The organism is Siccibacter colletis, from assembly GCF_025914095.1.
Lineage (GTDB): Bacteria > Pseudomonadota > Gammaproteobacteria > Enterobacterales > Enterobacteriaceae > Siccibacter > Siccibacter colletis.
The window spans coordinates 1785424-1810040 of record NZ_CP074352.1 but is presented as its reverse complement, the minus strand read 5'-3'; the positions used below and the strand labels follow the sequence as shown (position 1 = coordinate 1810040).

Genomic DNA, 24617 nt, shown 5'->3' with positions numbered 1-24617 from the left:
ATCGGATAATCCTCAAAATGGGGCGCTGTTTATTCAGACCAGAGGATATAATGTGAGCGACATCGTTAAGCAAAGCGCGTCGTTAGCCTGCGCGCCGGTGCAGATTCTTCTCGCAACTGCGGGAGCAGACTTACACGCAAGCGGCACAGTGAACGCTAACTGCAACGCGCGAGAGGCAGGCATGGCAGACAGCGCCGGTTATCCGGTCGCTATGAATAATTAATCAGTAATTACGCATGGATTTTTTAATAAATATTAATCAATTCAGGATAACGCATAAAAAATTCACTATAACAAGGGCGAAAAACACGTCATAAAATAGCCTGACGTAAGAATTAAGGGCATCTTTTGATAACAATAAACGCCACATCGGCGTGTATTGTGCCGCCGCATTAACCCTCATCAAGCCCTGTTTTAGCGGCTTACTTTCTGTGTGCCTTATTTATTACCGGGCGTAACGCCCGGCTTTTTTTTCATATTTCAGCGCCAGATCTGGCGGGCAAATAACCGGCTGTCAGTCGGGGAGTTCACTCGCTTTAATATCAGCAATTGGTCCCAGAATCGCACTGTCGAATTCACACAGCGCCTCGCCCTGCGCCACCTTTTGCGGCCAGGCATGATTCGCCAGCGCCCCGCGGCCCAGCGCGATGAAATCCGCGCCTGTGGCCATCACCTCTTCAGCGCGAGCCGGATCGTGCAGGCTACCGTTCGCCATAAGGGTCAGATCGGGAGCATACTTACGCGCCAGGGCTACCAGTGAGAGCGGGTTATCGGCAAATGCCGGTTGCCAGGCTTCATACTCCGTCAGATGCAGATAATCGATTCCGGCTGCGGCCAGCAGGGTGAATACCACGCGCGCATCCTCTTCGCCGTTGGCCCACTTGTGGAAAAAGTCATTCACCTTGCCCTGAGAAATGCGAATGCCCACCGGCACATCCGGGCCGACGCTGGCACGCACTGCGCGGATCACCTCCAGGCTGAGGGTCAGACGCTCCGCAATATTCCCGCCCCAGCGATCCGTACGCGCGTTAGTGTAATCAGTAAAAAACTGGTCAAGCAGATAGCCGTTCGCACCGTGGATCTCCACCCCGTCAAACCCGGCCTCCTCAACCGCGCGGGACGCCGCGTCGGCAAAGCTGGCGATAATCGCCTGGATCGCCTCTTCCGTCAGCATCTGCGGGATCGGATACGCTCCTTCCCCCCGGTAAAAGGTCATCTGCTGACCCACTGGCTGGATAGCGGACGGGCCAACGGTTTCCTGTCGATAATAATTGCCCTGTGAGAGCGCACCGCCGTGCTGGATCTGAGCAAAAATCTTACCGCCCCGGGCGTGCACCGCGTCGGTGGCGCGTCGCCAGGCCGCGGCCTGTTCGGCATTAACCAGCCCGCTCTGAAAAGCATAGGTCTGCGACCATGCGCGATCGATATAGATGCCTTCGGAAATAATCAGGGCAAAGCCACCGCGGGCGAAATCGGCGTAGTAATGCGCCATTTTTTCGCTGGCCAGACCCTCTTCTGAGGCAGAAACGCGGGTCATGGGCGCAACCGCGAGGCGATTGTTCAGCGTCAGGGTGCCAATAGTGGCAGGGGTAAACAGAGGTGTAGCGTGCATATCGTTATTCCGGTGGTTGATTTATCAGGCGGATAACTATAATCCCGCCGTTAACCGCCTTAAACGGCGTAAACGGATAAGCTGGTATATCAATACGCGTTATAATCCGCTTTTACCGCTGAAAAATGATGACGTTATGGATCTTCGCGATGTGCAGCTGTTTCTGATCATTACCGAAACCCGCAGTCTGACCCAGGCGGCGCGGCGGCTGGATGTGTCGCCGATGGCGGTTTCCCGGCGGCTGGCGAGCCTTGAACGACAACTCAATACCCGTCTGGTGCAGCGCACCACGCGTTCGGTATCGCTGACACAGGAAGGCGCAGAATTTTTGCCTTACGCCCGGGCACTGCTGGAGGCGGAGGAAGGTGCCAGAGCGCTGTTCGATCCGAAGGTTAAAGGCGTGACCGGTCTGCTGCGGGTGACCGCGCCGTCCGGCTTCGGGCAGCGTCATATTCTGCCGCTGGTGCCCCGGCTACTGGCGGAGAATCCGGCCATGCGTATCGATCTGCAACTGAGTGAAGCGGTGGTCGATATTGTCGGCGGCGGCTTCGACGTCGCCATTCGCATCGCCCCGCTACGCGACTCCGGGCTGGTGGCGCGTAAAATCGCTGATAACCCCAGGGTGCTGTGCGCATCGCCCGCCTGGCTGCGCGACCACGGCACACCGAAAACCCTGGCGGATCTGGCGGACCATCACTGTCTGCGGCTGACCAGCGTGCTGCAGTGGACGTTTGACCTGGATGGTCAGCCCACCAGCATCAGCGTTGATGGCCGTTTCAGCGCCAGTAGTGTAGAGAGCGTCAGATCGCTCTGCGTTCAGGGGCTGGGCATTGCGCAGCTGACGCTGTGGGATATCAAACAGGAGTTGCAAGAAGGTTCGCTGGTGGCAATTTCACTCGCCGATGTGCAGCCGCAAAACCTGCCGATTCAGGCGCTGCTTCCCACTACCCGCTATTTGCCGCTGCGGGTAAGCCATTTTATCGACAGCCTGAAAGCGTCGCTGGCATAACGCCGACGCGCTATTTTTGCTGCTGACGAAAGCGGGCCACCTTCGCGCGATTACCGCACAGCGCCATGCTGCACCAGCGGCGGCGATGGGCTTTGGTACGATCGTAAAACCACAGCGTGCACTCCGGGTGTTCGCATTCGCGCACCAGTTCAAAGTGCGGGTCGCTCATCAGGGAGGCCGCCAGCGCGGCTACCGGCTCCAGCACCTGCACCGGGGTTTGCGTTCCATAGATACGTTCCAGCCGCAGCCCGCCCTGCGGGTCCGTCACCAGCTGCTGATAGCTGCGGGCCTCTGCCAGATAGCGGTTCAGCGCCGTGACGTCCACCGCCTCGCCCGCTTTTTTCTGCATCACCAGACGGCGGATCACCTCCCGCAGCCGACGCGCCTCCTGCAGCAGCTCGCACACAGGAAACGGCAGCCGATCCGGCAGCGTCGCCAGCCCGGCGTGGGTCAGCCAGTGCTGCACGTCCTCCCCGGACTGCCAGAAATCCCGCGGCTGCCCTTCCACCTGCGCCACGGTATTCACAAAGTCGAGCGCGCCGTGATCGGCGATGAACAGTGGCGCGTTGCTGGTTAACAGCGATGGACTACCGGACATGCTATTTCTCCTCAGGATGACCTCACCTGCGATCGTAACCCATAAAATTTAAAAATAACAGTTACAGACAATGTGTGAGTAACGCAATGATTTAGCGACGCTTCTTGTCGGGTATCCCTTTGCACACCTCAGTAACCATTAAAATTGCAGTTGACTGGTTACGCAACCTCGCCATACTGAAAGCAGGTAACCACTAAAAAGTAATTTATCAGTTACAGGAGAAAAGAGATGCCGATGAATACCCATTTACCCGTACGCAACGCCTGGGTTGATGCCGACGGCATACGCGTTTTTTACCGTGAGGCCGGTGAACCGACCAACCCGACACTGCTCCTGCTGCACGGCTTTGGCGCATCGTCCCATCAGTTCCGCGAGCTGATCCCGCTGCTGGCGGACAAGTTCCATCTGGTAGCACCGGATCTGCCCGGCTTCGGTTTTACCGACGTGCCGGCAGAGCGCGACTACCGCTACACCTTTGACGCCCTCGGCCAGACGCTGGTGCATTTTGTCGACGCTCTGGGGCTGGAACGCTATGCGCTCTACGTCTTTGACTACGGCGCGCCCGCCGGGCTGCGGCTGGCACTTGCCGCTCCCGAGCGGGTGACCGGTCTGATTTCCCAGAACGGTAACGCCTATCTGGAAGGCCTGGGGGATGCCTGGGAGCCGGTGCGCGCTTACTGGGGCCAGCCGACGGCAGCACATCGTCAGGTGGTGAACGATGCCGTACTGAATCTGGAAGGCATACGCTGGCAGTATCTGCACGGCGTGACCGACCCTGAGCAGGTCGCACCGGAAACGTATTATCTCGCGACGCTGCTGATGGAACGCCCGGGCAATAAGGATATTCAGCTGGATCTGTTCCTTGATTACGCCAGCAACCTGACCCGCTACCCTGATTTCCAGGCGTTCTTCCGCCAGACGCAGCTGCCGACGCTGGTTATCTGGGGCAAACACGATCCGTTCTTCATTCCACCTGGCGCGGCGGCGTATCAGCGTGACAACCCAAATGCCGTGGTTGAGCTGCTGGACAGCGGCCATTTTGCACTGGAAACCCATGTCGCCCACATCGCAAAACGCATTCGCGAGGTCATCGGCGGCGAAACGGCGTAACCTGCGGCGGCGCGCTGTCCGGCGCGCCGCGTTGTAACATATCGCGCTACATCACCCGGCTCTCACCACATTATCTGTAGCCCTGAAGCAAATTTCACAGCGCCAGCAGCATAATTTATTATTCTGAATTACCTTCCGCTGACAGCGTAAACAAGAGCAATACCCTCATAAAAACGGCGTTTATAGCCACAAATTTGCATGCAAGCAGACTTTTCTTTAAGGTGACACCCGGCCACACAATGTGACCTGACTCAACTTTTAGCCTCTTATAGCTTTCTTTTCCTTCTTTGAACGTCCCGGCTGCGAAAGCTATAAGCTGCTCCATCAACACTGACGGGGAGTTTATGACCACCAGTACAACAGCAACTCATGCGGATAAAAAAACCGAACTGACCGTCGATGACATCACGGTTATCGACAGCAAATTACTGAAACGCGCCGTTGGCGCTGCCGCACTCGGCAACACCATGGAGTGGTTCGACTTCGGGGTGTACAGCTACCTGGCCGTGATCATTGGCAAGGTCTTTTTCCCCGATGCCAGCAGCACCGCGCAGCTTATCGCCTCATTTGGTACCTTCGCGGCCGCGTTCCTCGTCCGCCCCATCGGCGGCATGGTGTTCGGCCCGCTCGGCGACCGCTTTGGCCGCCAGAAAGTGCTGGCGTTTACCATGATCATGATGTCGGTCGGCACCTTCTGCATCGGGTTAATTCCTGACTATGAAAGCATTGGCATCATGGCACCGATCCTGCTGCTGGTGGCGCGTCTGGTACAGGGCTTCTCAACCGGCGGCGAGTACGGCGGTGCGGCGACCTTTATTGCCGAATACTCCACCGATAAACGCCGCGGTTTTATGGGCAGCTTCCTTGAGTTCGGTACGCTCGGCGGCTATCTGCTGGGTGCGACGCTGGTTACTGCCATGATCGCCCTGCTACCGGCGCAGGCGATGCTCGACTGGGGCTGGCGCATTCCATTCTTCCTCGCCGCACCCTTAGGGCTGTTTGGTCTCTATATCCGCCTGAAGCTTGAAGAGACGCCGGCGTTTAAGGATCACATGGATAAACAGGACGCGCTCGAACACGCCCGCCCGCGTCTCGGCCTGCTGCCGATGCTTAACAAATATAAAAAGCAGCTGCTGAAGTGCATCGGCCTGGTACTGGTATTTAACGTCTCCAACTATATGCTGACCTCTTATATGCCGAGCTACCTGACCGGGGTACTGGGGCTGAGCGAGCTGACCGGCCTGCTGCTGGTGATGGTGGTCATGTTCGTAATGATGCCGCTGACCCTGCTGTGGGGCCACTGGACCGATCGTATCGGACGCCGTCCGGTGATTGGCCTCGGCGCGCTAGGCCTGGTACTGTTCGCCATTCCGTGCTTCATGCTGATTGGCTCAGGCAACATGCTGGCGGTATTTGGCGGCCTGGTGGTGCTTGGCGTGCTGCACACCTGCTTTAGCGGCACCATGCCGGCTACGCTGCCGGCGCTGTTCGTTACCGACATTCGCTACAGCGCGCTGGCCATCGGCTTTAACCTCTCGGTATCGCTGTTTGGCGGTACCACGCCGCTGGTCACCGCATGGCTGGTCGATACCACCCAGAACGTGATGATGCCGGCCTACTATATGATGGGTGCCGGTGCCATTGGCCTGATCACGGTGTTTACCCTGCGTGAAACCGCCCGTAAACCGCTGAGTGGCTCGTCTCCGGCAGTTGCGACCCACGCGGAAGCGCACAAGCTGATTGATAAGCTGCGCAAACAGCGCCACAAAAAACAGCCGGTGCCGCAGATGTCTGCCCGCTAACCCCTGAAGCCGGATTGTTATCCGGCTTTTTTATGCCGCTTATCTACTCGGTTAACGCGATTTCGCTATCTTACCCCTTGATCCCCGGCGCAGAGCAACGATACTGTATATAAACACAGTAAAATAAGAAACTGACCATGCTTGCGCTTATTGATGTCAATTCGTTCTATACCAGCTGCGAAACCGCGTGGCGCCCTGACCTGCTTGGCAAGCCGGTAGTGGTGCTGTCGAATAACGACGGCTGCATTATCTCCCGCTCTGCTGAGGCGAAGGCGCTGGGGATCACCATGGCAGAGCCGTACTTTAAGCAGAAGGCGATGCTGGAGCGGCACGGGGTCGCGGTATTCAGCAGCAACTACGCGCTGTATGGCGATATGAGCCAGCGGGTAATGGACACCCTGGAGCAGCTCTGCCCGCAGGTGGAGATCTACAGTATCGACGAGGCGTTTGCCGATCTCACCGGCATCCGGGAGCTGGAGGCATTCGGGCGCACCATTCGCGAGCGCATCTTTCAGCACACCATGCTGACCGTTGGCGTCGGCATCGCGCCCACCAAAACCCTCGCCAAGCTGGCTAACCATGCGGCAAAAAAATGGTCAAAAACCGGCGGCGTGGTGGACCTTTCCGATCCGGCGCGCCAGCGGCGGCTGATGCAGCTGGTGCCAGTGGATTCGGTCTGGGGCGTCGGGCGACGCCTGTCGAAAAAGCTTAACGCAATGGGCATCACTAATGCCCTGCAGCTGGCGCAAAGCGACCTGTGGTTTATCCGTAAGAATTTTAACGTGGTGCTGGAGCGCACGGTGCGCGAGCTGCGCGGCGAGCCATGTCTCGCGTTTGAAGAGTTTGCGCCCGCGAAACAGGAGATCATCAGCTCGCGCTCGTTTGGCGAGCGCGTCAGCGACTACGGCGCGGTGCGGGAAGCCATCTGCACCTGGGCGGCGCGGGCGGCGCAGAAGCTGCGCGCTGAGCACCAGTATTGCCGCTACGTCTCCACCTTTCTGAAAAACAGTCCGCACGATCCGGACGAACCCTACTACAGCCAGCGGGCCGGGATCGCCCTCACCACCCCGACGCAGGATACCCGCGACATCATCGCCGCCGCGACCCACTGCCTGGAGAGGGTGTGGCGCGACGGGCTGCGCTATCAAAAAGCCGGGGTGATGCTGGGCGACTTCTTCAGCCAGGGCGTGGCCCAGCTTAATCTGTTCGATGAGCGCCAGCCGCGGGCGAACGGCGATGTGCTGATGCACCTGATGGATGAGATGAACCAGAAAAACGGCCAGACGCTGTGGTTTGCGGGCCAGGGGATGCAGCAGACGTGGGGGATGAAGCGTAATTTACTGTCGCCGGCCTGGACCACCCGGCTTGGCGACGTGCCGGTGGCCCGGGCGGACTGGTAAGGCGCGCCGCCCTGCCGGCTGCGCCTGGCTACCATTCTAACGGCTGCGCTTGGCGTGCCGCTCCCAGGTATCGAGTTTCGCGGCAGCGGATTTTTTCAGCGCTACGTAGCAGGCACCGTTCCCGCCGTGATGGGGTAAGGCGCTGCAGAACGCCTGCACCTGTTCAAACTCGGTGAGCCAGCGCGCCAGATAGCTGCGCACGATATTGGCATGGGAATTATCATCGCGGCCTTTGCCGTGAACGATCAGCAGATTGCGCAACCCCTGCTCACTGGCGCTGTGAATAAAGGCAAACAGCTGCTGGCGGCACTGCTCCACCGGCTGACGCAGCAGATTCAGGCTCGCCTGCTGGTCATACTTGCCCTGGCGCAGCTTCTCCAGCACGCCATTCTGTAACCCTTCGCGTTTGAAGGTCAGCGGCTCGGCAAGCGGCACGATCTCCAGAAAACCGGTGGTGAGGAAGTTGTCCAGCTGCAGCGTATCGAGCTGGTGACGCGGGCGCGGAGCCGCGGGCTTAAGCCACTGCGTGGCCTGCTTCAGGGGTTTGACATCCTCCATGGCGTCGAGAAACAGCGCTTTATCATCAGAGTTCATGGTCAATCCTCCGGGGTACTGCATGACCGGCACACTATAACTGTATAAAGACACAGTCTCAATGGTGAGATAGCGCAAAAGGCGTGACAGGCGCACCACTTCCCTGCTGATTTCAGGGTTATTTACCCGCACTGACCGTGGCGATATTAAAAGCACGCCGGACTATTTAGTAACGGTAAAATATTCATACAGAGATGAAATAGCACCCGAAAATTTACGTTAAGGATACGTGAAACACATCACTAAACGTCGCTCACGCCGCGCTGAAAAATCGCTATAAATAAATAACCCCGGCATTGAGAGGAATAAAGCCGGGGAATATTGTGGAGGCAATGCTGTGCACTGCGGAGCCTGACGGATGTCGGCAGGCTCTGTTTTTTTTCAGCCTTAACCCGCGCCGCACGGCCCTGAGGATAATTAACCGTACCGGGCAAGCAACCTTGATCGCTATTTTTTTGAGGCAGCGTAGCGCAATTTATTTTTCACCTACCCCCGCAGAAGATGTTGCGCCAGAAGAAAAACAACAGCGGCTTTCATTTTTACAAAAATAAAAACAGCAATCGTTGCCGCTTTGCATTATCACTCAGAGCATATTAACCATCCGCTCTATTTCACTGCCACCAGCCTTTATTTACCTTAATAAATCGCAGCGGCCACAGGTAATTAAATTTGACATCAACGCCACGCCAGAAATAATAATGAAATAACCGCTGCCAGCTGGAATTTATTCCGGTAAAATCACCGCCGCGCTGGCAGCACGGCGAACCGGCATGCTATGTTACGCCACCCTGATTTGCATCCGCGGAGAGCAAACATGCTGACGCTTCTGGAAGATAAGATCGCCACCCCGCTTGGCCCGCTGTGGGTTATCTGCGACGAGCAGTATCAGCTGCGCGCCGTCGAGTGGGAGGAGCACAGCGATCGTATGGTACAGCTGCTGAATATTCATTATCGCACCGGCGGCTACCAGCGCATCGCGGCGCATAATCCCGGCGGGCTGAGCGATAAACTGCGCCATTATTTTGAGGGCGATCTCGATATTATCACCACCCTGCCGACCGCCACGGGCGGGACGCCTTTTCAGCGTGAGGTATGGGCAATATTGCGCACCATCCCCTGCGGGCAGGTGATGCATTACGGCCAGCTGGCGGAGCAGCTCGGGCGCGCTGGCGCTGCACGGGCTGTAGGTGCGGCGAACGGCTCGAACCCGGTGAGTATCGTCGTACCCTGCCATCGGGTAATTGGCCGTAACGGCACGATGACCGGCTATGCCGGTGGCGTACAGCGTAAAGAGTGGTTATTACGCCATGAAGGTTATTTACTTATATAACCGGCTATTAACATTAGTCACAATATAGCGCTGCGTTAATAACACGGTGGCTGAACAATTTTGTCTGCGGGAAGGTTTTATTTCGATATTCCGAAATTGCTGTTTATGCGGGCTTACCTGTAAGAGAAAATGATGTTAAAATTGACCAACATCAATTATACGGTCTGAGCGAGCCTATGATCCCGGAAAAACGAATTATTAAACGAATTCAGTCTGGCGGTTGTGCCATCCATTGCCAGGATTGCAGCATCAGCCAGCTATGCATCCCTTTTACCCTGAATGAGCACGAGCTGGACCAGCTCGATAATATCATTGAGCGTAAAAAACCTATTCAGAAGGGGCAGACGCTGTTTAAAGCCGGTGATGAGCTGAAATCGCTGTACGCTATTCGTTCCGGCACCATCAAAAGCTACACCATCACCGAACAGGGTGATGAGCAGATCACCGGTTTTCATCTGGCGGGCGACCTGGTTGGCTTTGACGCCATCGGCACCGCGCATCACCCAAGCTTTGCCCAGGCGCTGGAAACCTCAATGGTGTGCGAGATCCCGTTTGAGACGCTGGACGATCTCTCCGGCAAAATGCCAAACCTGCGCCAGCAGATGATGCGTCTGATGAGCGGTGAAATCAAAGGCGATCAGGATATGATCCTGCTGCTCTCCAAGAAAAACGCTGAGGAGCGTCTGGCGGCCTTTATCTATAACCTGTCGCGCCGTTTCGCGCAGCGCGGTTTTTCCCCGCGTGAGTTCCGCCTGACCATGACCCGCGGCGATATCGGTAACTATCTGGGCCTGACGGTGGAAACCATCAGCCGTCTGCTGGGTCGCTTCCAGAAAAGCGGCATGCTGGCGGTGAAAGGCAAATACATCACCATTGAGAACAGCGAAATTCTCTCCCAGCTTGCCGGGCAATCCCGTAGCGTCGCCTGATTTTCCTCACCTTTTGCCGGATCGCCAGATTTTCCCGATTTATTGATCCGGCAAAGGGTTCTCACCTGTTTCATTCAATCCTTATGGGTTACTCTTAACCTTAACTCTGCCCGACATCGTTCAGGCTTCAGCGTAACGGCTGGAACGTGATAAATAGCGGGAATAAGTGGTTAGCGGTTGTAAGGAGACCCTGTATGGCAAAGTATCAAAACATGCTGGTGGCCATCGATCCGAACCAGGACGATCAGCCAGCGTTACGGCGCGCAGTTTACCTGCATCAACGGATTGGTGGCCGGATCAAAGCTTTCCTGCCTATCTATGACTTCTCTTACGAAATGACCACCCTCTTGTCTCCGGACGAGCGGACCGCCATGCGTCAGGGCGTGATCAGCCAGCGTACCGCCTGGATACGCGAGCAGGCCCAGTACTACCTGGAAGCGGGCGTGCCGATTGAGATCAAAGTGGTGTGGCATAACCGTCCGTTCGAAGCCATCATCCAGGAAGTGATCAGCGGCGGACACGATCTGCTGCTGAAGATGGCCCACCAGCACGACCGGCTGGAATCCGTCATCTTCACCCCCACCGACTGGCATCTGCTGCGCAAATGCCCCTGCCCGGTGTGGATGGTAAAAGATCAGCCGTGGCCGGAAGGCGGTAAAGCGGTCGTGGCGGTGAACCTTGCCAGCGAAGAGCCGTACCATAACGCGCTCAATGAAAAGCTGATCAAAGAGACGCAACAGCTGGCGGAAGACGTCAACCATACCGAAGTGCGGCTGGTTGGCGCGTATCCGGTAACGCCGATCAATATCGCCATCGAACTGCCGGACTTCGACCCCAGCGTCTATAACGATGCGATTCGCGGGCAGCACCTGCTGGCGATGAAAGCGCTGCGCCAGCGTTTCGGCATTGATGAGAAATTTACCCACGTCGAAAAAGGCCTGCCGGAAGAGGTGATCCCGAATCTGGCGGAGCATTTACAGGCCGGGATTGTGGTGCTGGGCACCGTCGGACGCACCGGTATCTCTGCTGCCTTCCTCGGTAACACCGCCGAGCAGGTGATCGATCATCTGCGCTGCGACCTGCTGGTGATTAAGCCGGACGACTACCAGACCCCGGTTGAAATGGATGATGACGAGGACGATTAAGCCCTCATCATGAAAAAGCCCACCAGACGGTGGGCTTTTTTTTGCCTGCGGAAAACTCAACACGTAGGGTGGGTAAGCGTAGCGCACCCACCTCTGGACCAGACGGTGGGCTTTTTTTTCCTGCGGGACATCAGTTCAGCGTCGGCGGTGCCTGATGCTGAGGCGCATCCTCGCCAGGGCCGCTCGCGAACGGTGCCTTGACGATCAGGCTCGGCAGTGCCAGCTCCACGTCATGCTCGGCCAGCGCTTCGATGATGCGGATATTGATCTCCTGCTGAATATCCATGTACCGGTTGTAGTCTGCGGTATCAACGATATGCACCACTTCATAGGTCAGACGATCCTGGCTGAAAGCCTGGAAGTGGGCGCGGTCGAATTTGGTTTCGCCGACGTCGGTAATGATGTTTTTCACCAGCTCACCAATCAGACGCAGCTTCTCCGGCGGGGTTGAGTAGGCAACGCCGAATGAGAAGACGATACGGCGGGTCTGCATGCGTTTGTAGTTGTGTATGGTCTGCTGCAGCAGAATGGCGTTGGCGCAGACGATCTGCTCCCCGCTCAGGCTGCGGATGCGGGTGGTTTTCAGCCCGATATGCTCAATGGTACCCGCGACATCACCAAATACCACGAAGTCACCGATCTCAAATGGCTTATCGAAACCAATCGACAGCGAGGCAAACACGTCGCTGAGGATGGTCTGCACCGCCAGCGCGATCGCGATACCCCCTACCCCCAGGCTGGCAATCAGCGCGGTGATGTCCACCCCGGCATTTGCCAGAATCGACAGCAGCATGATCGACCACACCAGGGCACGCAGCAGCATACCGACTATCACCAGCGTTACCGGATTTTTATTGCTGCCTGGCGCATAAAGCAGATGACGCAGCCAGGACTGCACGCCCTGATCGAGCCACAGCGCCACCTGCACCGCCAGTACCAGGAACCAGGCGTGAGAGATAGTGCCGAACAGGCGATCCGGGAGCGCCACAAAGCGCAGACTGAACAGGAAGGCGGCGATGAAGAGCAGCACCTTGCTGGTGCGATTGAGCATATCGAACAGGATCACGCGCAGCCTGTGATTTGCCTCCTGATGGTTGCCGCGCCAGTTCTGAACGCCCTTATGCAGCACGGCCAGCAGGCGGTTAAGCAGCCAGTACACCACCAGCGTCACCACCACCACCGTGGCAACGCCAATCCAGAATGAAGGTGCCATCAACAGCGACACAAAATTGAACCGTTCCAGAAAATCCATGACTCCTCCTCTTTTTACAGCGAAGTAACAGTATAGACAGCTGACGAGAAGCGTTGGCGATAGCGGCAAGAATCGGATAAGCCCGGCAGCGGGCATAAAAAAACCGCTCCGGAGAGCGGTTAGGGGAGTGCGCAATCAGAGCGCTTTCAGGATGTCGTCCACGCTGGCTTTAGCGTCGCCAAACAGCATCTGGGTGTTCTCTTTGAAGAACAGCGGGTTCTGCACCCCGGCGTAACCGGTGTTCATGGAGCGTTTAAACACCACCACGTTCTGCGCTTTCCAGACCTCCAGCACCGGCATCCCGGCGATAGGGCTTTTCGGATCGTCCTGCGCGGCCGGGTTAACGGTATCGTTGGCCCCGATCACCAGCACGGTGTCGGTATCGGCGAAGTCGTCGTTGATCTCGTCCATTTCCAGTACGATGTCATAAGGCACTTTCGCTTCGGCCAGCAGCACGTTCATGTGGCCCGGCAGACGCCCGGCTACCGGGTGAATACCAAAACGGACTTTCACGCCACGGGCGCGCAGCTTCTCGGTGATTTCCGCCACCGGATACTGGGCCTGCGCCACCGCCATGCCGTAGCCCGGGGTGATGATCACCGAGCTGGAGTTTTTAAGCATTTCCGCGGTTTCCACGGCGCTGATTTCGCGGTGCTCACCGGCTTCTTCGCTGTCGCTGCCGGTCTGTCCGTCGGTGCCAAAGCCCCCGGCAATCACGCTGAAGAACGAACGGTTCATCGCCTTACACATGATGTACGAGAGGATGGCGCCCGACGAACCCACCAGCGCACCGGTAACGATCAGCAGGTCGTTGCTGAGCATAAAGCCCGCCGCCGCCGCCGCCCAGCCGGAGTAGGAGTTGAGCATCGATACCACCACCGGCATGTCCGCTCCGCCGATGGAAGCCACCAGGTGCCAGCCAAACGCCAGCGCGATGATGGTCATCAGCAGCAGCGCCAGCACCTGAAGGCCGACGCTCTCGGCACGCACGAAGGTCACCAGCAGCAGGAAGGAGACCACCAGCGCCGCGAGGTTCAGCTTGTGACGGTTCGGCAGCATCAGCGGCTTTGATGAAATTTTGCCGCGCAGCTTACCAAACGCCACCACCGAGCCGGTGAAGGTCACCGCGCCGATGAAGATGCCGAGGAACACTTCGGTAAGGTGAATATTGACCAGCACCGGGTCGAGGCCGGCGTCGTGATGCAGATAGCTGTTAAAGCCCACCAGCACCGCCGCCAGACCGACAAAGCTGTGCAGGATCGCCACCAGCTCCGGCATCTCGGTCATTTCAACTTTTTTCGCCAGGTGCATACCGATAGCACCCCCGATCACCATTGCTACGATGATCCACACCACGTTGCCGGTGTCCGGGCCAAAAATGGTCGCCAGCAGCGCAATCGCCATCCCGGCAATACCGAAGCGGTTACCCTGCTGCGAGGTTTCATGCTTTGATAACCCGGCAAGGCTGAAAATAAACAGGATCGCGGCAACAATGTATGCAGCTGTAACTAATCCTCCAGACATGTGTTACCCCTTAATTTTTCCGGAACATTTTCAGCATGCGCTGAGTAACGGTGAAACCACCAAAGATATTGATGCTTGCAATGAGCACCGCAATAAAGCTGAAGAAGCTGACCCAGCCGCCGTCGCCAATTTGCAGCAGCGCGCCGACCACGATGATGCCGGAGATGGCATTGGTCACCGACATCAGCGGCGTATGCAGAGCGTGGGAGACGTTCCACACCACGTAGTAACCCACCACGCAGGAGAGCGCAAAGACGGTGAAGTGGCCAAGGAACGACGGCGGTGCAACGTCTGCCAGCCAGCCGAACAAGATGATTGCCAGCGCCATCAACGCGTATTTACGCCACGGAGAGGCAGGCACTTCCGGCGCTTTGGGCGCGGTGTCTACTTTCGGTGCGGCCTGTGGCTGGGCGGAGACCTGAATCGGCGGTGCCGGCCAGGTGATTTCGCCGTCACGGATGACGGTTACGCCACGTACTACTACATCCTCGAAGTCCACGGTCAGATTGCCGTCTTTCTCTTTACACAGCAGCTTCAGCAGGTTAACGAGGTTGGTGCCGTAGAGCTGGGAAGACTGGGTCGGCAGGCGGCCCGCCAGATCGGTATAGCCAATCACCTTCACGCCGTTCGGGGTGGTAAAGATTTCCCCCGGGACGGTGTATTCGCAGTTGCCGCCGTTCTGAGCGGCAAGATCCACCACCACGCTGCCCGGCGTCATGCTGTCAACCATGTCACGGGTGATGAGTTTCGGCGCAGGCTTGCCCGGAATGAGCGCGGTGGTAACGATGATGTCCACCTCTTTTGCCTGGGCGGCAAACAGCGCCATTTCCGCTTTGATGAAGGCCTCGGACATCACTTTGGCATAGCCGTCGCCGCTGCCGGCTTCCTCTTCGAAATCCAGCTCAAGGAATTCGCCGCCCATGCTTTTAACCTGGTCCTTCACTTCAGGACGGGTATCGAAGGCGCGCACGATGGCACCCAGGCTTGAAGCGGCGCCGATAGCAGCCAGACCCGCCACCCCGGCACCGATCACCATCACTTTGGCCGGCGGTACTTTCCCGGCGGCGGTGATCTGCCCGGTGAAGAAGCGACCAAACTGGTTGGCGGCCTCAACGATAGCGCGGTAGCCGGCAATGTTCGCCATCGAGCTGAGCGCGTCGAGCGACTGGGCGCGGGAGATACGCGGCACCGAGTCCATCGCCATCACGGTAATATCGCGCGCGGCCAGTTTCTCCAGCAGCTCAGGGTTCTGTGCCGGCCAGATGAAACTCACCAGCGTGGTGCCCGGACGCAGCAGGTCAATTTCCTGCTCCAGCGGCGCGTTCACCTTCAGAATAATGTCGGATGCCCAGACGTCGCTTGCCGGTTCGACCAGCGCCCCGGCAGCGAGGAACGCGGCATCATCAAAACTCGCCAGTTTGCCGGCGTCGCGCTCTACCGCAACGGTGAAACCCAGTTTCAGCAGCTGTTCGACGGTTTTTGGCGTCGCAGCCACGCGGGTTTCATTGGCTAACCCCTCTTTCGGTACCCCAATACGCATAGTATTCCCTTCCATCGGTTTCGATTGATGGTTTGTCAGACAGGCGCTGTAGCGGCGAAAAAAGCCGCGCCGGATACAGAACCAGAGAAAAGAAGCTGTAACAAACTTTCTATAACCTACTGAAATTAGCGCCTGTGATCCACATCTGGCGTCAGGAAATTATGGTTTTATCTGTGAAAGTGTAGCGTCCACCGGCGCTGACAGGTTTTTTTACCGGAATTTAACCCCGGAAGGCCGATAATCCGCTTAAGCGGAGCGGGAAAACATGATTCTGCGCGGTGCTTCGCCTGTTGTTTAACAATACTTTAACGTAAAAACTCATAAGCTTTATCGTTTTAACCGGTCAACGGCCCATTTCACGCACCTATTACCAAAGGTTATGGGTTTTGATCAGACCGCGGCACAGCATGTGAAAAATGACGCAGACAGTGCTGGCTGAACAATGCCATAATCGGGCGCTAACGATTTATTCATATACACAACACCAGTATCTGGTTTGCGCAAGGCGAAGGATTATTTTTTATGAAGATCAAGAACACCCTTCTGGCGTCCGCAGTAATTGCTGCAACCACGCTGTCCGCTCATGCCGCGACAGAATTAACACCGGACCAGGCCGCCGCTCTGAAACCTTACGATCGTATTACGATCACCGGGCGTTTTAATGCCATCAACGAAGCAGCCACTGCGGTTTCCCGTCGTGCAGATTCAATGGGCGCCGCCTCTTTCTATATTCTGGATACTAACGACACCGGCAACAGCGGCAACTGGCGCGTAGTGGCCGATGTCTATCGCGAAGACGCACCGAAAGCCGATGCGCCGGAGAATCGCGTGATCAACGGCGTGGTTGAGCTGCCGAAAGACCAGGCGTTTGCGCTGGAGCCTTACGATACCGTTACCGTAAAAGGCTTCTTCCGTAGCCAGCCGGAAGTGAATGACGCCATCACCAAACAGGCGAAAAACAAAGGCGCGCACGCGTTCTACATCGTACGTCAGGTTGATGCCAACCAGGGCGGCAACCAGCTGATCACCGCGTTCATCTATAAAGCGGATGCGAAGAAACGCGTACTGCAGAGCCCGGATGCGATTCCGGCCGACTCCGATGCCGGCCGCGCCGCGCTGGCAAAAGGCGGTGAAGAAGCGAAGAAAGTTGAGATCCCGGGCGTGGCAACCACTTCGTCCCCGTCGACCGAAGTAGGCCGTTTCTTCGAAACCCAGTCCTCTAAAGGCGGGCGTTACACTGTCACCCTGCCGGACGGCACTGAGATTCAGGAAGTGAATAAAGTCACTGCTGCGCAGATGGTACCGTTTGACAGCGTGAAGTTCACCGGTAACTACCACAGCATGACCGACGTCTCCTACCAGGTGGCGAAGCGTGCTGCGAAGAAAGGCGCGAAGTACTACCACGTTACCCGCCAGTGGCAGGAGCGCGGTGGCAACATGACCATCAGCGCCGACCTGTTCAAATAAGCCTCGCCGTTACAGCATAAGGCAGCCTGCGGGCTGCCTTTTTTGTCTTTTGCTATTATTTGCTGCACATCTCATTGCAAGCGCATCACCCACTGCGTAAAATCCCGCGCCTTAGTGCGATCCGCCATTTTTATGCGTTATGACGTAATAATTATTCTGGATCATCTCTCTTTACTGACAGGATAACTATGGATAAGAAACTGGGTCTGGCGGCACTGACTGCGCTGGTGCTTAGCTCAATGCTGGGGGCCGGGGTGTTCAGCCTGCCGCAGAACATGGCGGCGGTGGCAAGCCCGGCGGCGCTGCTGATTGGCTGGGCGATCACCGGCGTTGGTATCCTGATGCTGGCGGTGGCCATGCTGATCCTCTCGCGTCTGCGTCCAGACCTGGATGGCGGTATCTTCACCTACGCGCGCGAAGGCTTCGGCGAGCTGATGGGCTTCTGCTCGGCCTGGGGTTACTGGCTGTGTGCCGTCATCGCCAACGTCTCTTATCTGGTGATTGTTTTCTCCGCCCTGAGTTTCTTTACCGATACCCCGGAGCTGCGCCTGTTTGGCGACGGCAATACCTGGCAGTCCATCGTTGGCGCGTCGGTGCTGCTGTGGGTCGTGCACTGGCTGGTGCTGCGCGGTGTGCAGACCGCGGCGAGCATTAACCTTGCCGCCACAATGGCGAAGCTGCTGCCCCTCGGGTTGTTTGTGGTGCTGGCGGTGATGGCGTTTAAGATGGACGTCTTCGCCCTCGATTTCACCGGCGTATCGCTCGGCGTGCCGGTGTGGGAGCAGGTGAAAAACACCATGCTGATCACCCTGTGGGTGTTCATCGGTGTGGAAGGCGCGGTGGTGGTTTCCGCCCGCGCCCGTAACCGCGCCGACGTGGGCCGTGCCACCCTGCTGGCGGTGCTGGCCGCGCTGGTGGTCTATCTGCTGGTGACGCTGCTGTCGCTGGGCGTCGTCGCTCGCCCGGAGCTGGCGCAGATGCGTAACCCGTCGATGGCCGGTCTGATGGTGGATATGATGGGCAAATGGGGCGAAGTAGTCATCGCCGTCGGGCTTATCGTCTCGGTGTGCGGGGCGTACCTGAGCTGGACCATTATGGCAGCGGAAGTGCCGCTGCTGGCCGCGACCCACAAAGCCTTTCCAAAGCGTTTTGCCCGTCAGAACGCGCGCAACGCGCCGTCTGCCTCGCTGTGGCTGACCAACATCAGCGTGCAGATCTGCCTGGTGCTGATCTGGCTCACCGGGTCGGACTACAACACCCTGCTGACCATCGCCTCAGAAATGATCCTCGTGCCCTACTTCCTGGTGGGCGCATATCTGCTTAAAATCGCGAAAAAACCGCTGCATCAGTTCGTTGGTATCGGCGCGTGCATTTATGGCTTATGGTTATTATATGCCTCAGGCCCGATGCACCTGCTGCTCTCGGTGGTCCTGTATGCCCCGGGCCTGCTGGTGTTTATGTACGCCCGCCGTACCCATAGCGATAACGTTCAGCTTAACCTGCGGGAGAAAGCCGCGATGGTAGTGCTGCTGATTGCGGCCCTGCCGGCAACATGGATGCTGATGCGCTGATCCCCTGAATAACGAGGAGTGACCGATGGGAAAGAGTCCTGACCGCCCGATACTGATTACCGGTGGAGGCCGTCGCATCGGTCTTGCGCTGGCGCACCATTTTCTTGCCCAGCACCAGTCGGTCATCGTCAGCTACCGCACGCGCTACCCGGCGATCGACGTTATCGAAGAGGCTGGCGGCATCTGTATCGAAGCCGACTTCTGCACCGATGACGGCATTCTCGCCTTCGCCGAGGAGGTAAAGCGCCGCACCACCAGCCTGCGCGCGGTGCTGCACAACGCCAGTGCCTGGATGTCGGAGTCCCCGGCGCATAAGCCGGCTGAGGTGCTGAGCGCCATGCTGCAGATCCACGTTCACGCCCCCTACCTGCTCAACACCGCCTTTGAGCCGCTGCTGCGCGGTCAGGGCCATGCTGCCGCAGATATCATCCACTTCACCGACTACGTGGTGGAGCGCGGCAGCGATAAGCACATCGCCTACGCGGCGAGTAAGGCGGCGCTGGATAACATGACGCGTTCGTTCGCGAAGAAGATGGCACCGGAAGTAAAGGTCAATGCCATCGCGCCGTCGCTGATCCTGTTCAATGAGGGCGACGATGCGGAGTACCGCCAGAAGGCGCTCAGCAAATCCCTGATGAAAACCGCACCGGGCGAAAAAGAGATTATCGATCTGGTGGATTATCTGCTCACCAGCTGTTTCGTTACGGGCCGCTCTTTTGCGGTAGACGGCGGCAGACCCCTTCGCTGATCCGTTTAACCACGATTGATAGTATTCAAATCCAGGGCCGTGTATCCTGGATTTTTTTCGTGAGCGCTATGCACGATGAGCAAGATAGTTTTTGTCGAAGATGATCCGGAGGTCGGGTCGCTGATCGCCGCCTGGCTGGGTAAGCATGACATTGATGTCATTATTGAAAACCGGGGCGATCTGGCAGAAGCCACCATCGCGCGCGAACAGCCGGACCTGGTGCTGCTGGACATTATGCTGCCGGGTAAAGATGGCATGACGCTGTGCCGCGATCTGCGTCCGCAGTGGCACGGCCCGATTGTGCTGCTGACCTCGCTGGACAGTGACATGAACCATATCCTGGCGCTGGAGATGGGTGCCAATGATTACATTCTGAAAACCACCCCGCCGCCGGTGCTGCTGGCGCGCCTGCGTCTGCACCTGCGCCAGCATCAGAGCCCGCCCTCTGAGCCTGCCACCACGACGCTGCGCCCGCACAAAGCCCTGCAGTTTGGCACGCTGTGCATCGACCCGCTAAACCGCCAGGTGACGCTCGGCCGCACGCAGGTCAGTCTTTCCACGGCTGATTTTGATTTGCTGTGGGAGCTGGCAACCCACGCCGGGCTGATTATGGATCGCGATGCGCTGCTGAAAAACCTGCGCGGCGTGAGCTACGACGGCCTCGATCGCAGCGTGGACGTGGCGATATCCCGGCTGCGTAAAAAGCTTAATGACAGCGCCACCGAGCCGTACCGCATCAAAACCGTGCGCAATAAAGGTTATCTGTTTGCCCCCCACGCCTGGGACGACGCCTGATGAGAAAGCTGTTCGTGCAGTTTTACCTGCTGCTGTTCGCCTGTTTCCTGGTGATGACCATGCTGGTCGGGCTGGTGTATAAGTTCACCGCCGAGCGCGCGGGCCGGCAGTCGCTGGACGACCTGATGAAAAGCTCGCTCTATCTTATGCGCAGCGAGCTGGACGAGATCCCACCGAAGGACTGGAATAAAACCATCGGCGAGCTGGATCTCAATCTGTCGTTTAAACTGCGCATCGAACCGCTGAATACCTTTACGCTCAACGCCCCGACCATGAAGCGGCTGCGCGACGGGGATATTATCGCTCTGGATAAGGAGTACACCTTTATCCAGCGCATCCCCCAGAGCAACTACGTGCTGGCCGTCGGGCCGGTGCCCTATCTGTTTTTCCTGCACCAGATGCGGCTGCTGGACATCGCGCTGATCGCCTTTATCGCCTTCTCCCTCGCGGTTCCGGTGTTTATCTGGATGCGTCCACACTGGCAGGAGATGCTGAAGCTGGAGTCGGCGGCCCGGCGCCTGGGCAGCGGCAAGCTCGACGAACGCATTCATTTTGAGCCGGATTCCAGCTTCGAGCGCATGGGCGTTGCCTTCAACCAGATGGCGGACAACATCAACGCGCTGATCGCCAGCAAGAAGCAGCTGATCGACGGCATTGCCCACGAGCTGCGCACGCCGCTGGTGCGCCTGCGCTATCGTCTGGCGATGAGCGACAACCTCAGCCCCGACGAGGCGCGCGGACTGAACCGCGATATCGGCCAGCTGGAGGGGCTGATTGACGAACTGCTGACCTACGCCCGCCTCGACCGCCCGGAGACGGAGCTGACGCTGTCGCGCATTAACCTGACGAACTGGCTGAAAGAGCGCATTGAAGAGATACGCTATATCCATCCCGAGCGGGAGATCCTGCTGACGCTCCCGACGGTGGCAGCCATCGCCAGCGTGGACGTACGCCTGATGGATCGGGTGCTGGATAACCTTATCAATAACGCTCTGCGCTACAGCCAGCAGACGCTGTCTGTTTCCCTGCAACAGGATGAGCGGCAGTGGGTGCTGGCGGTAGAGGACGACGGGCCGGGTATTCCGGCAGCGGAACGCGAGCGCGTGTTTGAGCCGTTTGTACGCCTCGACCCAAGCCGCGACCGCGCCACCGGCGGCTGCGGACTCGGATTGGCCATTGTGCGCTCGGTGGCAGTGGCGATGAAGGGCCAGGTCACGGCAGAAAGCAGCCGCGCCGGCGGTGCGCGTTTTCGTTTCAGCTGGCCGGGTGATGGGGATTGAGGTGGGTAGGGTTGTAGGGTGGGTAAGCGCAGCGCACCCACCGTTTACCGCGCATCCGCGTTTTTACATCATGTCTATGTGAATTCGGCTAGGGTTCCGTTCACTGTGGCACCGCGCTCACATGCAAACACGCTGCACGTGAACGGGCGAAGGGGGCTCGCCGCCGCCCCCTTCACCATCCCGGCTCCCGGCCAACAAAACCGGCCCTGCGGGCTGCCCTTGCCTCCGGCGTTTCGCTTCCGGTCGGGCGCGATACCCCATCCCGGGGCTCGCGCCCTCTGGCGGCTCCCGACCACCAGCCCGGACTCAACGCCTGCGCCGCGGCGGTTTTGATGCCGGACGGGGCCATCCCTCAGGCGTGGGTTATTTGATTTTTGGTGGGTGCGCTGCGCTTACCCACCCTACGGGATCAAGGCACGGTGGCTTTAATTCGGGACGTTCCATGCTTCGGCTTCTGTATTAATGGTGGGTGCGCAAGCTTACCCACCCTACGGGGACGAGCAAACACTGTGGCCTGCAACGTGCCGGATGTGCTATAACATAAGTATGTTGTAACTAATGGGTGTCGCTATGCCGCAATACGATTTGATTGACCGCCTGACTACTACCTTTCGCGAGCTGGAGCGCCAACTTGCCGGGGTGCGCGAGCTGCTCTCCACCAGCCATCTGCTGACCGGGCGCGTGTTCACGCTGCCCGAGGTAAAAAAAGGCGAAGAGCATGACCCGCTGGAAACCATCGCGGTAAACCAGCTGATCGGTAAACAGGCCCATGAAGCGGCACTGAAGCACTTCACACGCCTGTTCATCCAGCAGCAGTCGGAAAATCGCAGCAGCAAAGCCGCGCTGCGGCTGCCCGGGGCGGTATGTTACGCGGTGAGCGATGAGGAGCGCGCCCTGCTGCACCAGCGGATCGGCGAAGTAAACAGGCTGAAGACCGAGCTGGAAAAGATTATTGCGAAAGAGAGCGGCCTACCGCCTGCGCAGCGCTTCGAGTGGGTGCATCGCCAGCTGCCGGGGCTGATTACGCTGAACGCCTACCGCAAGCTGGTGGTGGTGGATAATCCGGCAACGCTGCGTTTCGGCTGGGCCAACAAGCACGTGATTAAAAATCTCACCCGCGATGAGGTGCTGACGATGCTGGAGAAAAGCATGAAGTCGCCGCGCGCCCAGGCTCCCTGGACCCGTGAGCAGTGGCTGATACATCTTGAGCAGGAGTATAACGATATCGCCGCCCTGCCCGAGCAGGCGCGGCTGAAGATCAAACGACCGGTGAAGGTGCAGCCGGTGGCGCGGGTCTGGTATTCACAGGATCAGAAACAGGTGCAGTACGCCTGCGCCACGCCGGTTATTGCGCTCTGCCCGCCAGCGCCGGGAAGCAGCGTGCCCGACCTCGGCGAGCTGCTGAACTACAACGCCGATAATGTGCAGCACCGCCATAAACCACTGGCGGAGCCGCTGACGCCGCTGATCCCGCGTCTGCACCTTTACCTGGCACGTTAAGGGTTCATGCTGCCGACCATCTGCTCCGGCCGTACCCACTCCTCAAACTCCGCCTCGCTGAGATAGCCCAGCTTCAGTGCGGCGGCCTTCAGCGTCAGCCCCTCTTTGTGCGCTTTCTTGGCGATCTCCGCCGCTTTGTCGTACCCGATGTGGGTATTGAGCGCGGTAACCAGCATCAGGGATTCGTTGAGCAGCTGATCGATGCGCTCGCGCACCGGCTCAATGCCGATGGCGCAGTGCTCGTTAAAGCTCTCCATGCCGTCCGCCAGCAGGCGCACCGACTGCAGGAAGTTGTGGATCACCATCGGGCGATAGACGTTCAGTTCGAAGTTGCCCGACGCCCCACCGATATTCACCGCCACGTCGTTGCCCATCACCTGGCAGCAGAGCATGGTCATGGCCTCGCACTGGGTCGGGTTGACTTTACCCGGCATGATGGAGCTGCCCGGCTCGTTTTCCGGGATCGACAGCTCGCCAATCCCGCAGCGCGGCCCGGACGCCAGCCAGCGCACGTCGTTGGCAATTTTCATCAGCGAGGCCGCCAGCCCTTTCAGCGCGCCGTGGCTATGCACCAGCGCATCGCAGGTCGCCAGCGCTTCGAATTTGTTCGGGGCGGTCACAAACGGCTGCCCGGTGTGATCCGCCAGCGCTTTCGCGACCCGCACCGCGTATTCCGGATGGGTATTCAGCCCCGTTCCCACTGCCGTACCGCCGAGCGCCAGTTCAGAGAGGTGCGGCAGGCTCTGCTCGATATGGCGCAGGTTGTGCTCAAGCATCGCCACCCAGCCGGAGATCTCCTGGCCGAGGGTCAGCGGCGTGGCATCCTGCAGGTGGGTGCGGCCAATTTTCACGATCCCGGCAAAGGCCTGGGATTTCTCATGCAGCGTCTTTTTCAGCACCTTCAGCTGCGGGATAAGCTGTTCGCGCAGGGCAATCACCGCCGCCACGTGCATCGCCGTGGGGAAAACGTCGTTGGAACTCTGGCTCTTGTTGACGTCGTCGTTGGGGTGGATTTTACGCTCCATACCGCGCACGCCGCCGAGGATCTCGCTGCCGCGGTTGGCCAGCACTTCGTTCATGTTCATGTTGGACTGGGTGCCGGACCCGGTCTGCCAGATGGCGAGCGGAAACTCGTCCGGGTGTTTGCCCTCCAGCACTTCATCCGCTGCCTGGACAATCGCCTGCGCTTTTTCCGGGGCCAGCAAACTTAAATCCTGATTAACCTGCGCCGCCGCACGCTTGGTGAGCGCCAGCGCCTGGATCAGCGCGACCGGCATTTTCTCGGTCGAGATACGAAAATGCTCCAGCGAACGCTGGGTCTGCGCGCCCCAGAGCTTATCGGCCGGCACCTCGATGGCGCCCATAGAATCTTTTTCACTGCGATGCGTTGCCATGACGTTCTCCTGTTGTA

At 58.3% G+C, this 24617-nt stretch carries 21 protein-coding genes; 14 read left to right on the top strand and 7 right to left on the bottom strand.

The window, feature by feature from the left end; translation table 11 throughout:
* Nucleotides 1-514: 514 nt before the first annotated feature.
* Entirely contained in the window at nucleotides 515-1612 is a 1098-nt protein-coding gene (locus tag KFZ77_RS08655; protein ID WP_264386000.1) for an NADH:flavin oxidoreductase, read from the bottom strand.
* Between the two features lie 136 nt (nucleotides 1613-1748).
* On the opposite strand from KFZ77_RS08655, the gene KFZ77_RS08650 reads away from it, so the two are divergent.
* The gene (locus tag KFZ77_RS08650) at nucleotides 1749-2621 is read left to right on the top strand and encodes a LysR family transcriptional regulator (RefSeq protein ID WP_031522567.1); all 873 of its coding nucleotides are present in this window, start codon (nucleotides 1749-1751) and stop codon (nucleotides 2619-2621) included.
* Between the two features lie 10 nt (nucleotides 2622-2631).
* On the opposite strand, the gene KFZ77_RS08645 is transcribed toward KFZ77_RS08650, so the two are convergent.
* Entirely contained in the window at nucleotides 2632-3219 is a 588-nt protein-coding gene (locus KFZ77_RS08645) for a CGNR zinc finger domain-containing protein (RefSeq protein ID WP_264385999.1), read from the bottom strand.
* 228 nt (nucleotides 3220-3447) lie between these two features.
* On the opposite strand from KFZ77_RS08645, the gene KFZ77_RS08640 reads away from it, so the two are divergent.
* The 3 genes from KFZ77_RS08640 to umuC all read left to right on the top strand — a co-directional run bounded on the left by KFZ77_RS08640 (nucleotide 3448) and on the right by umuC (nucleotide 7531).
* The gene (locus tag KFZ77_RS08640) at nucleotides 3448-4329 is read left to right on the top strand and encodes an alpha/beta fold hydrolase (protein WP_264385998.1); all 882 of its coding nucleotides are present in this window, start codon (nucleotides 3448-3450) and stop codon (nucleotides 4327-4329) included.
* A 344-nt stretch (nucleotides 4330-4673) separates the two neighbouring features.
* Nucleotides 4674-6131, top strand: coding sequence for a glycine betaine/L-proline transporter ProP (proP, locus tag KFZ77_RS08635; protein WP_031522560.1), 1458 nt, complete (start codon nucleotides 4674-4676; stop codon nucleotides 6129-6131).
* 137 nt (nucleotides 6132-6268) lie between these two features.
* On the top strand, nucleotides 6269-7531 hold the full coding sequence (gene umuC, locus KFZ77_RS08630) for a translesion error-prone DNA polymerase V subunit UmuC (RefSeq protein WP_264385997.1): 1263 nt from the start codon (nucleotides 6269-6271) through the stop codon (nucleotides 7529-7531).
* A gap of 36 nt (nucleotides 7532-7567) precedes the next feature.
* On the opposite strand, the gene smrA is transcribed toward umuC, so the two are convergent.
* Nucleotides 7568-8125: a DNA endonuclease SmrA gene (gene smrA, locus KFZ77_RS08625; RefSeq protein WP_264385996.1), complete on the bottom strand. Its 558-nt coding sequence runs from the start codon at nucleotides 8123-8125 to the stop codon at nucleotides 7568-7570.
* 323 nt (nucleotides 8126-8448) lie between these two features.
* Here smrA and KFZ77_RS08620 point away from each other — a divergent pair, with 323 nt between their 5' ends.
* The 4 genes from KFZ77_RS08620 to uspE all read left to right on the top strand — a co-directional run bounded on the left by KFZ77_RS08620 (nucleotide 8449) and on the right by uspE (nucleotide 11529).
* On the top strand, nucleotides 8449-8676 hold the full coding sequence (locus tag KFZ77_RS08620) for a hypothetical protein (protein ID WP_264385995.1): 228 nt from the start codon (nucleotides 8449-8451) through the stop codon (nucleotides 8674-8676).
* A gap of 263 nt (nucleotides 8677-8939) precedes the next feature.
* A complete protein-coding gene (ogt, locus tag KFZ77_RS08615) occupies nucleotides 8940-9455 on the top strand; it encodes a methylated-DNA--[protein]-cysteine S-methyltransferase (RefSeq protein ID WP_264385994.1) in 516 nt (171 codons plus the stop codon).
* 176 nt (nucleotides 9456-9631) lie between these two features.
* The gene (fnr, locus tag KFZ77_RS08610) at nucleotides 9632-10384 is read left to right on the top strand and encodes a fumarate/nitrate reduction transcriptional regulator Fnr (protein WP_031522553.1); all 753 of its coding nucleotides are present in this window, start codon (nucleotides 9632-9634) and stop codon (nucleotides 10382-10384) included.
* A gap of 194 nt (nucleotides 10385-10578) precedes the next feature.
* Nucleotides 10579-11529 (top strand): universal stress protein UspE, encoded by a 951-nt coding sequence (uspE, locus tag KFZ77_RS08605; RefSeq protein WP_264385993.1) that lies wholly within the window; start codon nucleotides 10579-10581, stop codon nucleotides 11527-11529.
* A 130-nt stretch (nucleotides 11530-11659) separates the two neighbouring features.
* Here the strand turns inward: uspE and KFZ77_RS08600 are convergent, their stop codons facing one another.
* The 3 genes from KFZ77_RS08600 to pntA form a co-directional block, all read right to left on the bottom strand.
* Nucleotides 11660-12781, bottom strand: a complete 1122-nt coding sequence (locus KFZ77_RS08600) for a mechanosensitive ion channel family protein (protein ID WP_264385992.1) — start codon at nucleotides 12779-12781, stop codon at nucleotides 11660-11662.
* Between the two features lie 135 nt (nucleotides 12782-12916).
* On the bottom strand, nucleotides 12917-14305 hold the full coding sequence (gene pntB, locus KFZ77_RS08595) for a Re/Si-specific NAD(P)(+) transhydrogenase subunit beta (RefSeq protein WP_264385991.1): 1389 nt from the start codon (nucleotides 14303-14305) through the stop codon (nucleotides 12917-12919).
* A 10-nt stretch (nucleotides 14306-14315) separates the two neighbouring features.
* A complete protein-coding gene (gene pntA / locus KFZ77_RS08590) occupies nucleotides 14316-15845 on the bottom strand; it encodes a Re/Si-specific NAD(P)(+) transhydrogenase subunit alpha (RefSeq protein ID WP_031522549.1) in 1530 nt (509 codons plus the stop codon).
* 522 nt (nucleotides 15846-16367) lie between these two features.
* On the opposite strand from pntA, the gene ydgH reads away from it, so the two are divergent.
* From ydgH to tus, 6 genes are all read left to right on the top strand, one after another.
* The gene (gene ydgH / locus KFZ77_RS08585) at nucleotides 16368-17312 is read left to right on the top strand and encodes a DUF1471 family protein YdgH (RefSeq protein WP_031522548.1); all 945 of its coding nucleotides are present in this window, start codon (nucleotides 16368-16370) and stop codon (nucleotides 17310-17312) included.
* Between the two features lie 188 nt (nucleotides 17313-17500).
* Nucleotides 17501-18883, top strand: coding sequence for an amino acid permease (locus KFZ77_RS08580; protein ID WP_031522546.1), 1383 nt, complete (start codon nucleotides 17501-17503; stop codon nucleotides 18881-18883).
* A 25-nt stretch (nucleotides 18884-18908) separates the two neighbouring features.
* On the top strand, nucleotides 18909-19631 hold the full coding sequence (folM, locus tag KFZ77_RS08575) for a dihydromonapterin reductase (protein ID WP_264385990.1): 723 nt from the start codon (nucleotides 18909-18911) through the stop codon (nucleotides 19629-19631).
* A 75-nt stretch (nucleotides 19632-19706) separates the two neighbouring features.
* Nucleotides 19707-20426, top strand: a complete 720-nt coding sequence (rstA, locus tag KFZ77_RS08570) for a two-component system response regulator RstA (protein ID WP_264385989.1) — start codon at nucleotides 19707-19709, stop codon at nucleotides 20424-20426.
* Complete coding sequence (gene rstB / locus KFZ77_RS08565) at nucleotides 20426-21706, top strand: two-component system sensor histidine kinase RstB (RefSeq protein ID WP_031522540.1); 1281 nt, start codon at nucleotides 20426-20428, stop codon at nucleotides 21704-21706. The genes rstA and rstB overlap by 1 nt, the downstream gene beginning before the upstream one ends.
* 570 nt (nucleotides 21707-22276) lie before the next feature.
* Entirely contained in the window at nucleotides 22277-23206 is a 930-nt protein-coding gene (gene tus, locus KFZ77_RS08560; RefSeq protein ID WP_264385988.1) for a DNA replication terminus site-binding protein, read from the top strand.
* Here the strand turns inward: tus and fumC are convergent.
* Nucleotides 23203-24600, bottom strand: coding sequence for a class II fumarate hydratase (fumC, locus tag KFZ77_RS08555; protein WP_264385987.1), 1398 nt, complete (start codon nucleotides 24598-24600; stop codon nucleotides 23203-23205). The genes tus and fumC overlap by 4 nt on opposite strands.
* Between the last annotated feature and the right edge of the window lie 17 nt (nucleotides 24601-24617).